Source organism: Roseococcus sp. GW821-FHT12F05, from assembly GCF_058806835.1.
Genome location: NZ_JBXAQB010000013.1, coordinates 72796 through 88437 on the forward strand (window position 1 = coordinate 72796; position 15642 = coordinate 88437).

General features: G+C 70.3%; 14 protein-coding genes. 7 read left to right on the plus strand and 7 right to left on the minus strand.

The genetic code is table 11. From position 1 onward, the window contains the following. The first annotated feature begins 28 nt into the window (after positions 1 to 28). From AC1ROY_RS25255 to modD, 7 genes are all read left to right on the plus strand, one after another. A complete protein-coding gene (locus AC1ROY_RS25255) occupies positions 29 to 1024 on the plus strand; it encodes an aldo/keto reductase (protein WP_493151675.1) in 996 nt (331 codons plus the stop codon). 61 nt (positions 1025 to 1085) lie between these two features. Then, positions 1086 to 1646 (plus strand): M24 family metallopeptidase, encoded by a 561-nt coding sequence (locus tag AC1ROY_RS25260; RefSeq protein ID WP_493151676.1) that lies wholly within the window; start codon positions 1086 to 1088, stop codon positions 1644 to 1646. Positions 1647 to 1776: 130 nt separating this feature from the next. Then, complete coding sequence (gene msrB, locus AC1ROY_RS25265) at positions 1777 to 2175, plus strand: peptide-methionine (R)-S-oxide reductase MsrB (RefSeq protein WP_493151677.1); 399 nt, start codon at positions 1777 to 1779, stop codon at positions 2173 to 2175. Between the two features lie 212 nt (positions 2176 to 2387). After that, positions 2388 to 3968, plus strand: coding sequence for an ABC transporter substrate-binding protein (locus tag AC1ROY_RS25270; protein ID WP_493151678.1), 1581 nt, complete (start codon positions 2388 to 2390; stop codon positions 3966 to 3968). A 592-nt stretch (positions 3969 to 4560) separates the two neighbouring features. After that, entirely contained in the window at positions 4561 to 5994 is a 1434-nt protein-coding gene (locus AC1ROY_RS25275; RefSeq protein ID WP_493151679.1) for an NAD-dependent succinate-semialdehyde dehydrogenase, read from the plus strand. Further along, on the plus strand, positions 5991 to 7220 hold the full coding sequence (locus AC1ROY_RS25280; RefSeq protein ID WP_493151680.1) for a DUF2325 domain-containing protein: 1230 nt from the start codon (positions 5991 to 5993) through the stop codon (positions 7218 to 7220). The genes AC1ROY_RS25275 and AC1ROY_RS25280 overlap by 4 nt, the downstream gene beginning before the upstream one ends. A 131-nt stretch (positions 7221 to 7351) precedes the next feature. Beyond that, positions 7352 to 8200: a ModD protein gene (gene modD, locus AC1ROY_RS25285; RefSeq protein ID WP_493151681.1), complete on the plus strand. Its 849-nt coding sequence runs from the start codon at positions 7352 to 7354 to the stop codon at positions 8198 to 8200. A 21-nt stretch (positions 8201 to 8221) separates the two neighbouring features. Here the strand turns inward: modD and AC1ROY_RS25290 are convergent, their stop codons facing one another. From AC1ROY_RS25290 to AC1ROY_RS25320, 7 genes are all read right to left on the minus strand, one after another. Continuing rightward, positions 8222 to 9721, minus strand: coding sequence for an ABC transporter substrate-binding protein (locus tag AC1ROY_RS25290; protein WP_493151682.1), 1500 nt, complete (start codon positions 9719 to 9721; stop codon positions 8222 to 8224). Between the two features lie 154 nt (positions 9722 to 9875). Then, the gene (locus tag AC1ROY_RS25295) at positions 9876 to 10667 is read right to left on the minus strand and encodes an ABC transporter permease (protein ID WP_493151683.1); all 792 of its coding nucleotides are present in this window, start codon (positions 10665 to 10667) and stop codon (positions 9876 to 9878) included. Next, positions 10667 to 11503, minus strand: a complete 837-nt coding sequence (locus AC1ROY_RS25300; protein ID WP_493151684.1) for an ABC transporter permease — start codon at positions 11501 to 11503, stop codon at positions 10667 to 10669. Before AC1ROY_RS25300 ends, AC1ROY_RS25295 begins: the two co-directional genes overlap by 1 nt. Beyond that, positions 11500 to 12600 (minus strand): ABC transporter ATP-binding protein, encoded by a 1101-nt coding sequence (locus AC1ROY_RS25305; protein ID WP_493151685.1) that lies wholly within the window; start codon positions 12598 to 12600, stop codon positions 11500 to 11502. The genes AC1ROY_RS25300 and AC1ROY_RS25305 overlap by 4 nt, the downstream gene beginning before the upstream one ends. Then, entirely contained in the window at positions 12597 to 13379 is a 783-nt protein-coding gene (locus tag AC1ROY_RS25310) for a class II aldolase/adducin family protein (RefSeq protein WP_493151686.1), read from the minus strand. The genes AC1ROY_RS25305 and AC1ROY_RS25310 overlap by 4 nt, the downstream gene beginning before the upstream one ends. A 1-nt stretch (position 13380) precedes the next feature. Then, positions 13381 to 14319 (minus strand): 2-hydroxyacid dehydrogenase, encoded by a 939-nt coding sequence (locus AC1ROY_RS25315; RefSeq protein ID WP_493151687.1) that lies wholly within the window; start codon positions 14317 to 14319, stop codon positions 13381 to 13383. A gap of 7 nt (positions 14320 to 14326) precedes the next feature. Then, positions 14327 to 15436, minus strand: a complete 1110-nt coding sequence (locus AC1ROY_RS25320) for an extracellular solute-binding protein (RefSeq protein ID WP_493151688.1) — start codon at positions 15434 to 15436, stop codon at positions 14327 to 14329. Between the last annotated feature and the right edge of the window lie 206 nt (positions 15437 to 15642).

Consider the following 15642-nt stretch of genomic DNA (forward strand, 5'->3'; position numbering starts at 1 on the left):
GCCCGCAACGACAGGCGGGGACGCAACCATGAAGCATGTGAAATTCGGCGGGACGGGGCTGCGCGTCTCGCCTCTCTGCCTCGGCACCATGACCTTCGGCCTGCAATGCGACGTGCCGGCCAGCCACGCCATCATGGACGCCGCGGCCGAGGGCGGCATCGACTTCTTCGACACCGCCGACACCTATCCGCTGGGCGGCGGCAAGCCGACGCTGGGCCGCACCGAGGAGATCATCGGCGGCTGGATGAAGGGCAAGCGCCACAGCTTCATCCTCGCCACGAAATGCGTGGGCTCCATGGGGCCGAAGCCCTGGGACGGCGGCATGTCGCGCAAGCACGTGCTGGACGCGATCGACGCCTCGCTGAAGCGCCTCCAGACCGACTACATCGACCTCTACCAGATCCATCACTGGGACCCGCACACCTCCGTCCTGGAGGTGATGGAGGCGCTCGATACGATCTGGCGCCAGGGCAAGGTCCGCTATGTCGGCGTGTCCAACTGGCTGGCGCACAAGATCACGCGCGCGCTCGGCTACAGCGAGCTCCGGCACCTCGTGCGCATCGTCTCCTGCCAGCCCCGCTACAACATGCTCTTCCGCCCCTACGAGCGCGACCTGCTGCCGATGTGCCAGGAGGAGGGGATCGCCGTCATCCCCTACAACCCGCTGGCCGGCGGCATGCTCACCGGCAAGCACGTGGCCGACGCGCCGCCGACGCCCGGCTCGCGCTTCACCCTCGGCGAGGCCGCCGCGCGCTACCAGGAGCGCTACTGGAACCGCCGTGAGTTCGAGACGGTCGAGGCGCTGAAGCCCGTCGCGGCCGAGGCCGGGATGAGCATGGCAACCATGGCCATGCGCTGGGTCATCTCCAACCCCGCCATCACGGCGCCGATCGTGGGCGCGAGTCGGCCCGAGCAGCTCAAGGACACCCTGGCCGCCGCCGAGGCCGGTCCCCTGCCCGCCGACCTCAAGGCGAAGCTGGACGACCTCACCCACGAATGGCGGGCGGTCGACGCCGAGCGGTAACGGGCGCCTTGCAGGCCGTGACGTTATATTCAAACAGATATAGCGTAACGGAGGCCCCATCTTGGAAGAGAACCAGCGCCTCACCGCCCTGCGATGGGCGGAGGACAAGGCCCGGCAGCTCTTCGATGCCATCGAGGCGAAGGGCCTCATCGCGCCGGGCCGCAGCGAGCGCGAAGTCGAGCAGGACATCTTCGCGCTGGCATCCCAGGACTTCGACGTGGAGAAGCAATGGCACAAGCGCATCGTCCGCGCCGGGATCAACACGCTCACCATCGCGGCCGACAATCCTGATGTCATCGACATCCAGGCGGACGACATGGTCCTCGTCGACCTCGGGCCGGTCTTCGAGGAATGGGAGGCCGATGTCGGCCGCACCTACGTCATGGGCGACGACCCTGAGAAGCACCGCCTCAACGCCGACCTGCCGCGCCACTTCGCCAAGCTGCGCGCACATTTCGACACCCATCCGGACATCACCGGCGCCGAGCTCTTCGCCGAGGCGGAGCGGCTGGCGATCGAGGATGGCTGGCTCTGGGGCGGGCAGATCGCGGGCACCTGGTCGGTGAGTTCCCCCATTACCGCATCCCCGGCGACAAGGACCTCTACCGGATCAGCCCGCTGAACCCATCTCGGATGCGTGACCCGGATGCCTCGGGGGATCAGAAATACTGGATCCTGGAGGTGCATCCGGTGAATCAGAATCGAAGATGGGGCGGCTTCTACGAGCGCCTCCTCCTGCCGGAGCCGAATTGATGGAAAAGACCTACCCCGTCTCGCGCAGCGACGCCGAATGGCGCGCCCTGCTGACCCCCGAGCAATACCAGGTGATGCGCCGCCACGGCACCGAGGCCCCGGGCAGCTGTGCCCTGCTGCACGAGAAGCGGCAGGGCGCCTTCTCCTGCGCCGGCTGCGGGACGCCGCTCTTCAAGTCCGGCCGGAAGTTCGAGAGCGGTACGGGCTGGCCGAGCTTCGACGATCCCCTCCCCGGCTCGGTCGAGACGTCGACCGACCACAGCTACGGCATGGTGCGGACCGAGGTGCATTGCGCGACCTGCGGCAGCCATCTCGGCCACGTCTTCCCGGACGGGCCGCCGCCCTCGCACCTGCGCTATTGCATCAACGGCGTGGCAATGGACTTCAAGCCGGAGTGAGGCGGCGCCTGCGAGGGGCTCTGCCTCTCGGTCGTCTTGGAGAGGGCATGAGGCGATCGCCGGATCAACTGTCCGGCGGCGCGACCGGAACCTGAAGATGCCGTAAGGCCGGCGCCGCGTCGCGCCATAATGCTTTGCGCGACGGTGCTGCGTGATAAGCTCCTCCCGTCAAGGCCCCGGTCATCAACGAGGGCTCTGCGAGGAAATGTCTCATGCAACGTCGTCAACTGCTCCTCGGAGCGGCGGCGACGGCCGGTGGCCGTCTCGCCTCCCCCGCGCTCGGTGCCGAGCCCAAGATCCTGATCCACGTGCCGCAGGCCAGCATGGCCACGCTCGATCCGGTCTGGACCACCGCCGTCGTCACCCGCAACGCCGGCGCCATGCTCTGGGAGACCCTCTACGGCCGCGACGAGCGCCTGAACGCCCAGCCGCAGATGGTCGAAGGCCATACCGTCGAGGACAACGGCAAGCGCTGGACCTTGCGGCTCCGCGAGGGGCTGCTGTTCCATGACGGCGAGCCGGTGCGGGCGCGCGATTGCGTCGCCTCCATCCGCCGCTGGATGAAGCGCGACCCGGTCGGCCAGACCGTCGAGGCCCGGCTCGACGCGCTGGAGGCGACCGACGACCGGACCCTGGTGTTCCGGCTGAGCAAGCCCTTCTCCTCGCTGCCCTACGCGCTGGCGAAGACGCAGCCGACGCCGGTGATCATGCCGGAACGGCTGGCCCTGACCGATCCCTATCGCCAGGTGCCGGAATTCATCGGCAGCGGTCCCTTCCGCTGGGTCGCCGATGAATACGTGCCCGGCAGCCGCGCGGTCTTCGCGAAGTTCGAGCGGTACAGCCCGCGCAACGAGCCGGCGAGCTTCTGCGCCGGCGGCTATCGCGTGATGGTCGACCGCGTCGAATGGCGCTTCATCCCGGATCCGGCGACCGCCAGCAGCGCCTTGATCAACGGCGAGGTTGATTGGCTCGACCAGCCGCTGCCGGATCTGCTGCCGCTGCTGCGCCGCTCCCGCGGCGTCAGCGTCGAGGTGCTGGACAGCTACGGGACCTTCGGCGCGATGCGGCCGAACTGCCTGCAGGGGCCGACCGCCAACCCCGCGATCCGCCGGGTGATGCTGGCGGCGATCGACCAGGTCGCCTGCATGACGGCGGCGATGGGCGAGGACCGGTCGCTGTTCCGCGCTCCGGTCGGCTATTTCCTGCCGGGCACGCCCTCGGCCAGTGATGCCGGCATGGAGGCGGTGCGCAACCGTCCCAGCCTGACCGAGCTGAAGCGCAGGCTGGCCGCATCCGGCTATGGCGGGGAGCGGGTCGTGCTGATGCACCCGACCGACCAGAGCTTCTACCACGCCATGACCAGCGTGGTGGCGGCGAGCCTCCGGGAGGTCGGCTTCAACCTCGACGAGCAGTCGATGGACTGGGGCACGGTCGTCCAGCGGCGCGCCAGCATGGAGCCGCTCGACAAGGGCGGCTGGTCGATGTTTCCCTCCGGCTTCCCGGCAGCGGAGTATCGGGATCCGATCAACGCTTCCAACGTCCGTGGCAACGGGCGGGCGGCGTGGTTCGGCTGGCCGGACGACCCGCAGATCGAGGCGATGCGCAACACCTGGATGGACAGCACCGACGAGGCGGAGCAGCAGCGCCTGGATCGCCGGATCCAGCAGCGGGCCTTCGAGATGGTGCCCTTCATCCCGCTCGGCCAGTACCTGCCGCCGGCGGCCTTCCGGCGGAACATCACGGGCCTGCTGAAGGGCGCGGTGCCGGTGTTCTGGAACGCGCAGAAGAATTAGGGCGACTTCGATCGCCAGCACGGTGGGCTGCATGTAGAAGCGGCCCTCCAGCTTGCCGCCGATGAGGCCTGCGCGCCGACCACGTCGCGCTGTCCAGCGGATTGCCTTGGACGATTCTTCCGACTTGCTCGAAGGCCCGCGCCATGAGCGGTCGCAGATGCTCCCGTGGATAAGCGCGCGACAAAGAATCCCGTGTCATGGGGATGATGTCCCTCAAGACGTTCCGCCCGATCAGCCGGCCCATCGATAACTGGCAGGACCGTCCGAATCCCACGGGATGATGACGGCCGTAGCCCGGCAGGGCCTGGCGATCACGATTCCATAGCGCGGCACCGCAAAGCTTGCCTGGTGAACGTCGCGGAAGGCCCTCGATACGCAGAATGGGCACGCCGGTGCCCTCACATCCGGGATGTCGATGGCTCGTCCCCTCAGCCGGAAGCCGAAGGGATGCCCCCCGAGCCCCTCCTCCGGCGGTGGCCGGCGCTGGAATCGATCGGCGTCAGGCGTGGATGCGCAAGGACGTTGACAAGGCAGCCATCGCTATATCCAATCATTTATAGCGAACATGCCCGGTCACGGGCTGGAGGAAATCATGGCTGCCTATCCCGAACTGAAGCTCTGCATCGCCGGTGACTGGCGCGCCCGTTCCGGCCAGCCCGTCTACAACCCCTTTGACGACAGCGTGGTCGGCGAGCTGCCGCACGTCACCCGCCAGGACCTGGACGACGCGCTGGAGGCCGCGGAGGCCGGCCACCGCGCCTGGCGCCGCACCGCGCCCGCGAAGCGCGCGCAGATCATGCAGCGCGCCGCCCAGCTGCTGCGCGAGCGCGCGGACACGATCGCCGAGGCCATCACGCTCGAACAGGGCAAGCCGAGGGCCCAGGCGAAGGTCGAGGTGATGCGCGCCTGCGAGATCATCGAATGGGACGCCGAGGAGGGCCGCCGCGCCTATGGCCGAGTCATCCCCGCCGAGCCGGGCATGCGCCACATCGTGATCCGAGAGCCGATCGGCATCGTCGCCGGCTTCTCGCCCTGGAATTTTCCGATCAGCTCGCCGACGCGCAAGCTGGCGGGCGCGCTGGCGGCGGGCTGCGCGATCATCCTGAAAGCCTCGGAGGAGACGCCGGCCGGCGCCTATTTCCTGGTGCAGGCCTTCATCGACGCGGGCGTGCCGAAGGGGGCGCTGAGCCTGCTCTTCGGCGTGCCGGGCGAGATCTCCGAGTATCTCATCCCGCAGCCGGGCATCCGTCTCGTGACCTTCACCGGCTCGGTGCCGGTGGGCAAGAAGCTCGCGGGGCTGGCGGGCACGCATATGAAGCCGGCCATCATGGAGCTCGGCGGCCATGCGCCGGTGATCGTCTGCAGCGACGTGGATCCGGTCCCCACGGCCGCGACCTCGGCGCTGGGGAAATCGCGCAATGCCGGGCAGGTCTGCGTCTCGCCCACGCGCTTCTTCGTGGACGACGCGATCCACGACCGCTTCGCCACCGCCTTCGGCGAGACGGCGGCCGGCGTGAAGATCGGCAACGGTCTCGATGCCGACACGCAGATGGGCCCGCTCGCCAATCCCCGTCGCGTCGAGGCGATGGAGCGGCTGATCGCCGATGCCGTCTCGCGCGGCGCCAAGGTGCTGGCGGGTGGCACGCGCGTGGGCAACCAGGGCAACCTCTTTCCGCTGACGGTGCTCTCCGACGTGCCGGACGACGCGCTGGCCATGCACGAGGAGCCCTTCGGCCCACTCGCGCTCATCAGCCGGACGCAGGATATCGGGCAGGCGATCACCAAGGCGAACTCCCTGCCCTTCGGCCTCGCCGCCTATGCCTTCACCCATTCGGCGCCGAACGTCGAGGCGCTGTCGGACGGGGTGGAGTGCGGCAACCTCTCGATCAACCACCTCACCGCCTCGATCGCCGAGACGCCCTTCGGCGGCGTGAAGGACAGCGGCTACGGCCGTGAGGGCGGCAGCGAGGGGCTGGCCTGCTACACCGTGACCAAGAACGTCTCCCACCTGGTCGCCGCCGCATGAGCGGCGCGGGCGCCCGCCGGGTCCTGCAGGAGGCGTGCGACTGCGCGATCCGCCTGCCCGGCCGGCCCGCGCCCGGCCTGCCGGGACTGGCCGCCTTCCTGGCGAGCGCGCCCATGCCGGCCGCGCCGATGCGCCGCCGCCGGATCTGGGATCTGGCCAGCACCTTCCACTGCTCCATCGTGGGCACCTGCCTCACCGCCGACGAGCTGCGCCGGCTGCTGCGCAAGCTCGACCTGGTGCCCGCGGGCGCGACCGACCACGACCTGCACGGGCGCGGCGTCGGGCTCGCCTCGCGCGAGGACCAGGCCGGCAAGCTGCTCAACAAGGCGCTGGACGAGCGGCATGCCGGCGCGATCCACCGCTTCGCGGTGGCGCGCGACGCCACGGCGCTGCGCACGCTCTGGCGCGAGGCGCTCGATGCCGGCGACATCCCCGGCGCCTATTGGGCCGTGCTGACGCATCCGGCGCTGGACGACACGCTCACGCGCGAGGCCTTCGGCGCGGTGCACATGCTCTCGCACCTCGTGGGCGCGGCGAACCGGGCCGACATCCGCCGGCTGGTCGCGCAGGACCGCGAGCTCGCCGAGCAGCGCGAGACCATCGCGCGCCAGCAGGCCCGGCTGCAGGAACTGGTCGAGGAGCGGGTGGCGGCGCAGGAGGCTCTGGCCGCGCTGCGCCTCGCCCAGGTCGCAGTCCCTGCCCCGTCAGCCGAGCCCGCCTCGGACCTCCAGCGCCGGCTGGAGGCGGCCGAGCAGCGCGCGGCGGCGCTGGAAGCCCGTCGCGCAGAGGCCGAGGCTGCCGCCGAAGCCGCCGACCGCCGCGCTGTGGCGGCCCAGGCCCGGGCCGAGGAGGCCCTGCTCCGCGTCGCCGAGGCCGAGGCCGGCCTGGCGGTGCTGGCGCCTGCCGATGCCTCCGAAGCCCCGGCCGCCCCCCTGCCCGGCACCGTGCTCTATGTCGGCGGCCGGCCTGGCCAGATTCCTGCCCTGCGCGAGGGCGCCGCGCGGCTCGGCGTCGCGCTGCTGCACCATGACGGCGGCGTGGAGGAGAACGGCAGCCAGCTTCCCGGCCTCGTCAGCCGCGCCGAGCTGGTGGTCTTCCCCGTGGACTGCGTGAGCCACGAGGCCGCCTGGGCGGTGAAGCGCCTCTGCCGCGCCGCGGGCCGGCCCTATCGGCCGCTCCGCTCCTCCGGCGTTACCAGCTTCCTGGCCGCCCTGGCGGAGGGCTGATCCCGCCATGCCCGGCTTGCGGCCCTGTCCAGGGGCTGGCGCACTGGCCGTCTGGCACGGTTCCTGCTGATCTGCGTGCCGTTGAAGCGCGGGGCTCTTCGGGGCCGCCGCGCCGATGAAGGATTCCCGGCATGCCCTTCCCCCTGCCCGACGACCGCCTCCTCGCGATGCTGCGTGAGGACGTGCCCTATGGCGACGCGACCACCCAGGGCCTCGGCATCGGCGAGCAGCCCGGCCAGGCGGTGTTCGTGACCCGCGCGACCATGGTCGCCTGCTGCGTCGAGGAGGCCGAACGGATCATGCTGCTGGCCGGTTGCCGCTCGGTGCAGCGCTTTCACTCATCGGGCGCGCAGGTCGAAGCGGGGTCGGAGCTTCTGCTCGCCGAGGGGAGCGCGGCCACGCTGCATCGTGGCGCCAAGGTCGCGCAGACGCTGATGGAGATCGCCTCCGGCGTCGCCACACGGGCGCGGCGCATCCTGCTGGCCGCGCGCGAGGGAAAGCCCAACATCTCCGTCGCCTGCACCCGAAAACACCTGCCGGGCGCCAAGGACGTGATGCTGAAGGCCATCATGGCCGGCGGCTGCGCGCCGCATCGGCTGGGGCTGTCGGACAGCGTGCTCGTCTTCGCGCAGCATCGTGCCTTCCTGGGCCGCAAGCCGCCCTATCTCTGGGTCGCGGAGCTGCGCGCCGCCCAGCCGGAACGGAAGATTTCCGTCGAGGCGGAGAGCGTGGACGAGGTGACCTGGTTCGCCTCGGCCGGGGTGGACTGCGTGCAGGTGGACAAGCTCTCGCCGGAGCAGGTGGCCGAGGCGATCCGCGCCATGTCTGGCATGGCGAAGCGGCCGATGATCGCGGCGACCGGCGGCGTGAACGAGAGCAACGCCCGGGCCTATGCCGAGGCCGGGGCGGACCTGCTGGTCACCTCGGCGCCCTATGCGGCCCCGCCGGCGGATGTGTCCGTCCGGATGGCCGTGGCTTAAGGCCTCGCGCGCGATCGCACGCTACCTGACCCGGAGCCCCTGCAGCCGGATCAGCCCGTCCGGCACCATCCGCAGGCCCTGCACCGCCGCGCCCGTCCCGAAGAACCAGGTCGGGTGCCAGAGGTAGATATAGGGCCGGTCGCGCAGCAGGATCTCCATCGCCCGCCCATAGGCCGCGAGCCGCGCCGCCGGGTCCACGCTGGTGCGGCCCTCGCGCATCGCCGCATCTGCCGCCTCGCTGCAGTAGCGGCCGCCATTCAGGGATTCCCGGCAGGCGTTGAAGCCCCAGAGATTGCCGTCGATGTCCGTCCGGCCCGACCAGGCGATGATCAGCGCCTCGAAATCGCCAGCCGTCCATTGCCGCAGCAGGGTCGCGGTCTCGGTGACCTGGAGCTCGAGCGCGATGCCGGCTTCGGCCGCCATGGATTGCAGCACCTCCGAGGCCTGCACGTATTCCGTGGTGTTGGGCACCGAGAGCTTGATCCGCACGCGCTCCTGCCCGGCCTCGCGCAGGAGCGCGCGGGCGCGGGCGATGTCGCGGCCTGGGATGGGCAGCCCCGCAATGTGCTGGGGATGGCCCGGCGGTGTGGACTGGTTGCCGGGGCGGAAGAGGCCCTCGAAGGCCACGCGGTTCAGGATCTCGCGGTCGATCGAGGCCTCCAGCGCCTCGCGCACCCGCGGGTCGCGGCCGAGCGGCGTGTCGGCTTTCGGGCCGTTCGCCACGTTGATCGCGATATAGACCGAGGCGAGCGACGGGCCCTCCAGCAGCCGCACGCGCCGGTCGCCGCGCAGTGTGCCGACGTCGGAGGGGTTCACGCGCTCGATCACGTCCAGCGAGCCGGCGCGCAGGTTGGCGGAGCGGACGGTGGTGTCGGGGATGGGACGGTAGATGACGCGCTCGGCGTGGATGGCGTCGCGGTTCCAGTAGCCGTCGAAGCGCTCCAGCTCGATGCGGTCGAGCGCCACGCGGCGGGTCAGGCGGAAAGGGCCGGCGCAGGCGGGCGCGGCCTGGAAGTCCGCGCCAAGCACATTCGCCTGGCGCGGCGAGACCAGCATGCCTGCGCGGTCCGACAGCGCCGCCAGCAGCGGCGCGAAGGGCTCGGAGAGGCGGATGCGGACCTGCATGGGCCCGGCGACCTCGATGGCGGTCACCGGCCCCAGCTCGCCGCGGCGGGTGGAGCCCGGCGCGGTCATGTGACGGTTGAGGCTGGCCACCGCGGCCTCGGCATCCAGCACGGCGCCGTCGTGGAAGCGCACGCCCTCGCGCAGCGTCAGCAGCAGCGCACGACCGTCCTCCTGCCATTCCCAGGCAGTGGCGAGCTGCGGCACGAGGCCGCCCTGGTCGTCCAGCTCGATGAGCTTGTCGCACATCGCCATGAAGACCTGCCGCGCGGCCACCGAGCGCGAGAGGGTCGGGTCCAGCACGTCGGGATCGGAGGCGATGCCGATGCTGATGGTCTGGGCGCCGGCCGGGACGGCAAGCAGGCCGAGGGCCAGCAGGGCGGCGGGGAGGAAGCGCATCGGGGACGGCCTTTCCGGGTTGGCGGCAGCCTATAGCGGGATGATCGGAGGCGCGAATGCGCCGTAGGTCTGAATTCCGCGGCAAGCAGAGGCTGGGCAACGATGCGTGAGCGGAAGCGAACGCATCATGGCCTGGACTCGGAAAGGCCGCCGGTCACCCCGCCTCGGATCGCCGGCGCAGCGCACGGTCGGCCAGCAGCAGCAGTAGCGTGAAGACGATCAGCAGCACCGCGACGGCGGCCATGGCGGGGTCCAGGTTCTCGTTGATGCCGTCCCAGATGCGGCGCGGCAGGGTGAAGACCTCGCGGCTCGCGATGAAGAGCACCATCACCAGTTCGTCCCAGGAGTGGATGAAGGCGAAGATCGCCCCCGAGACGATGCCCGGCATGATGCGGGGCAGGATCACCCAGCGCAGCGTCTGCGAGAGGGAGGCGCCCATGCCCCGCGCCGCCTGCTCCAGCCGCGGGTCGAAGCCGGCCAGCGCCGTCGAGACGGTGATGACGACATAGGGGATGCCGGTGACGCCATGCGCGATCACCACGCCGAGGAAGCGGTCGAGCAGCCCGAGCGGGCCGAAGTAGCGGTAGAGGCCGATTGCATAGACGATGGACGGGATGATCAGCGGCAGCAGCATCAGCACGCGGATCAGGTCCGTCGAGCGGCGGGAGATGCGCCAGCAGCCGATGGCGCAGAGCGTCCCGGCCGTCACGGCCAGCACCGTCGCCGCGACCGCGATGGTGAAGGACTGCCAGATGGAGCCGAGCCACTCCGGCGAGGTCAGCACCGTCGCGAAGTGCCGGAAGCTGATGCCATCGTGCGGCAGGGACAGGTAGCGCTGGTCGGTCAGCGCCACCGGAATCACGATCAAGATCGGCAGCACGAGATACATGGCCGTGATCCAGGCCAGTCCACGGCCGGCCGGGCCGGCTCCGTAGGTCCCGTGCATCAGCCGCCCGCCCCGAACATGCGCCGCAGGTCCACGACGCGGGAGAAGACCGCCATCGTCACCAGGATGGCGACGATCAGCATGGTCGCCATCATCGTGCCGAGGCCCCAGCGGATGAGGTCGAGGATCTGCAGGCTGATCCACTCCGCGACCATCAGCGTCTTGCCGCCGCCGAGGATCGCTGGGGTGATGTAGAAGCCCAGGGAGAAGATGAAGACCAGCACGCCCGCCGCGATCACGCCGGGCAGGGAAAGCGGCAGGAAGACCTGCCGGAACACCTGGCCTCGCGTGGCGCCGAGGCCGCGCGCGGCAGCCAGCAGGCGCGGGTCGATCTCGCGCATGGCGGAAAGCATCGGCAGCACGGCGAAGGGCACCATGTAGTGCACCATGCCGACGAGGATGCCGAACTCGTTCCAGACCAGCGGCAACGGCTCGGAGATGAGGCCCCAGCCCATCAGCGTGTCGTTCACCAGCCCCTGCCGGCGCAGCAGCGTGACCCAGGCGAAGGCACGGACGAGCACGGAGATCCAGAGCGGCACCAGCACCGCCAGCATCCACCAGCCCCGCGCGCGCGGGCTGGCCAGGGTGATGGCATAAGCGACGGCATAGCCGAGCAGCAGCGCCAGCGCCGTGGTGATGAGGCAGATGCGCAACGTGGTGAGGATGACGCGCTGCATGCTCTCCGAAGTGAGCAGGCGCTCGTAATTGCCGAGGCCCGGCTCGGGCTCAGAGAAGCTGATGGCCAGCACCTGCGCGATCGGCGCGATGTAGAAGGCCAGCAGCAGCAGCACCGCCGGCAGGATCAGCAGCCACCAGCCGAGGCCAGTGCGCGTCATGGCGCATCCTCCTCGACCGGGGCGGCGGCGTCGGCGGCCCAGCCGAGCCGGATGCGCAGACCCTCGGCCGGCGCGATGGCGGCCTTCCAGGCGGGCAGCACGGCCCGGATCTCGCCGAGATGCTCGGTCGCGACGACGAGGGAAAAGCCGGCGCCGAGATACGACCAGGCACGGATGGCGCCCTCGACGGCATTGTCGGCCGTCTCGCCGTCGGCCAGCAGCACGAGCTTCTCCGGCCGCAGCGAGAGCAGGACGCGCGAGCCGGCCGGCGGCGGAAAGGCGGGCGCCACCAGCTTCACCTGCAGCTGCGCGGCGCCGGCCTCCAGCACGAACCTGTCCAGCGTCGATTCCTGCACGGTGCCCTGCAGGAAGTTCGACTTCCCCAGAAAGTCGGCGACGAAGCGCGTACGCGGCCGCTCATAGAGCGCCGTCGGGCCGCCGACCTGCACCAGCTTGCCATGGTTGAGGATGGCGATGGTGTCGGAGAGCGACAGCGCCTCCTCCTGGTCGTGCGTGACATTGACGAAGGTGCGGCCGATGCGGCGGTGCAGCGCCTTCAGCTCCTCCTGGAGTTCGGCGCGCAGCTTCTTGTCCAGCGCGGAGAGCGGCTCGTCCAGCAGCAGCAGCATGGGGTCGAAGACCAGCGCGCGCGCCAGCGCCACGCGCTGCTGCTGACCGCCCGAGAGCTGGCGCGGCAGGCGGTCGGCGAATTTCTCCAGCTGCACGAGGTCGAGGGCCGCGCGCACCTTCGCGTCGCGGTCGGCGCGCGACATCCCGCGCACGCGCAGCGGGAAGGCCACGTTGTCGGCCACGCTCATATGCGGGAAGAGCGCATAGCCCTGGAAGACCATGCCGAAATCACGCCGCTCCGGCGGGAGCGGCGTGATATCGCGCCCGTCCAGCAGCACGGCGCCGGCGCTGGGCTCCACGAAGCCCGCCACCGCCATGAGGATGGTCGTCTTGCCCGAGCCGCTGGGGCCGAGCAGCGTCAGGAACTGCCCGCTCCCCACCTCCAGCGAGACGTCGTCCACCGCGGTGAAGCCGCCATAGCGCTTGGTCAGCCCACGGATCGCGAGGGCGTGGCCGGCCTGGCTCAATGGCGATAGTCCGGCTGCTCGCGGTCGAGCTTGCGGCGCAGCGCCTGCCACGGCAGCCAGCCCTTCGTCGGGCCGACGGAGAACTGCGCGCGCGTGCGCTCGACGGTGTGGGCGGAGGGCAGGTCGAGCTCCGCGCCCGAGGATTGCGCGGCAAGCTGGATGCGGCAGGCCTGCTCCAGGTAGTACATCCAGTAGAAGGCCTCGGCGACCGTCTGCCCCACGGTCAGCAGCCCGTGGTGGCGCAGGATCATGCAGGGCTTGTCCTCGAGGTCGCGCACGAGGCGCTCGCGCTCGGAAAGGTTGTCGTCGGCCGCGACGCCCTCGTAACCGTGGATCGCGACGCGGCCGTCGAACTCCATGCTCATCTGATTGAGCGGCAGCAGCGCGCCCTTCTGGGCGGCCACCGCCATGCCGGCCAGCGTGTGCGTGTGCATGACGCACATGGCGTCGTGCCGCTCGCGGTGCACGGCGGAGTGGATGACGAAGCCGGCCGGGTTCACCGGCCAGGTGGTGGCCTGCTTCGGCTCGCCCTCGGCATCCACCTCGACGAGGCTGGAGGCGGTGATCTCCTCGAAGAGCAGGCCGTAGGGGTTCACCAGGAAGCGGTGCCCCTCGCCCGGCAGGCGCGCGGAGAGATGGGTGAAGACCAGGTCCGTCATGCCGAAGAGCGCGATCAAGCGATAGGCGGCAGCGAGGTCCTCGCGGATCTCCTGCTCGGTCTGAATGTGGGAGGGATCCGGCTTCACCGGCGGCGGCGGCAAGGTGACGATCTGGGACATGTCAGTAGCCTCGTGCATGGTCGTAGAGGTTGGGCAGGGCCTCGCCGCGCCGGAAGGCGTGGATGGCGGCGGCGATGTAGCGGGCCCGCTCGGGGCGGTTGGGAATGCTGGCGATGTGCGGCGTGACGATGACGCCGGGATGCGTCCAGACGGGATCCTCCGCCGGCACCGGCTCCGGCGCGAAGACGTCGATGACCGCGCCGGAGAGCTGGCCGGAATCCAGCGCGGCCAGGATGTCGGGCAGCACGTGCTGCGCGCCGCGCCCAGCCTGCACCAGCCCCGCGCCGACAGGCAGCTTCGCCAGCAGCGGCGCGGCGATCAGCCCGTCCGTCTCCGGCGTGGAGGGCAGCAGGCAGACCAGCACGTCGGTCAAGGCCAGGAACTCGTCGAACTCAGCCGCGCCGGCGAAGCTCTGCACGCCCGGGATGGATTTTCTCGAGCGCGACCAGCCATGCACCTGGATGCCCAGGCCGCGCAGCATCTCGGCCGTGCGCTGGCCCATGGCGCCCATGCCCATGATGCCGACGCGACGGTCGGCCGCGGAAAGATAGGGCTCGTAATACTCCCAGCGGCGCTCGGCCTGCAGGATCGCCGCGCGCCTGATATCCTTGGCCAGCGCGAGCACGGCCCAGCAGACATATTCGCCCATGCGCTGCCCCGCCTCGGGCGGCACGCAGCGCACGACGGGAATGCCGGCCTTCAGGCCGGGATTGGCGACGAGATGCTCCACCCCGGCGCCGGAGCAGAAGACCGCGCGCAGCGAGGTCAGCGCGGCCAGGCGGCCGGGATCGGGATCCCAGACCAGGGCGTAGTCCACCGTATCAGGGCGGAGGGCGGGATCGTCCCAGCCCAGCACTTCGAGGTCGGGCACGAGCTCGGCGAAGCAGCTCCGCCACTCCGGCACCGCCGCGGCGCCGCCGGATTGCACGACAAGGACCATGCGCCCGTCAGCCGGTCACCATGTCGATGTAGTCGGCGTTCACGCGCTGATAGTTAGCGCCCCACCAGTTGCCGTCCATCGGCACCTGGAGGCGGGCGTTGGCGGGATCGGTCGGATTGAAGCGCTTGAACTCCTCGGGCACCACGGCGGCGGCGCGCGGATTGGTCGGGCCGTTGCCCAGGAACTTCAGCAGCTCCACCTGCTTCTCGGCGCCTGCGAGCATCGAGGCCAGCAGCCGCTGCACCATCTCCCCGCCGGGATTGCCGCGCGGGCTGACCATGATGCCCGGCTGCAGGATTCCCTGGTTCCAGATGAACTTGAAGCGGCCGTTGCTCTCCTTCTCCAGCACCGAGGCGCGGGTGTGCCAGATCTGGCCCATCACCGCCTCGCCGGTGCGGATGAACTGCTCGGATTCCGCGCCGCCGGTCCAGAAGACCAGGTTGCGGCGGATCTCCCGCACCTTGGCCATGGCGGCCCTGACGTCGAGCGGATAGAGGTTGGCCGGATCCTTGCCGGCCGCCATCGCCGCCGCCTCCAGCACGCAGGAGGCGTCGCGGCGCAGCAGCCGCGTGCCGGGGAATTTCTGGAGGTCCCAGAAATCCGCCCAGCTCGTCGGGCCGCCATTGGGGAACTTGCTGCTGTCGTAGACCAGCACGCTGCTGAAGGAATAGGGCGCCGCGCCGTAGTCCATCGCGAAGGTCGGGCCGAGCACGTCCTCGCGCTTGAGGATGCTGTAGTCCATGCGGTTCAGCAGGTTCAGCCCGCCGAGCAGCACGGCTGCGGTCGCCGAGCTGTCGCAGAGGTCCCAGGTGACGCGGCCGCTCTCCACCATGGACCGGATGCGCCCGGTCGACGGACCCGTGCTGTCCTGCACCACGCGCCAGCCGGGATTGGCGGCGACGAAGGGGTCGCCGTAATTGGCGCCGAAGCCCTGGTTGGCGAGGCCGCCCCAGTTCACCATCACGAGCTGGCGCGCCGTCTGGGCGCTGGCCTCGCCGGTCATGAGCGGCGCCGCGCCGAGGGCGGCCAAGCCGGCCAGCAGCGTGCGGCGGTCCACCTCGCCCCGGCGGAATTTCTCGTGCGCCAGTTCGACGCAATCCTGCTGGAAGCTCTGCATATCGTCTCTCCTCGACGTGCCCGAAGGATGCGCGCGCGATCCATGCCGCGCGACGTCATCGGATTCGAGGCGCGACCTTGTGGTCGCCGCAGTGCCGGCGTGAAATCTTCCCGCGGGGACATGACCATAGCCGTGCCCATCCTGCAATCGGGGATGACACGGAGCACGGCCTCGATTGCATGCGGGCGCCCCCTCCCGCATAATTT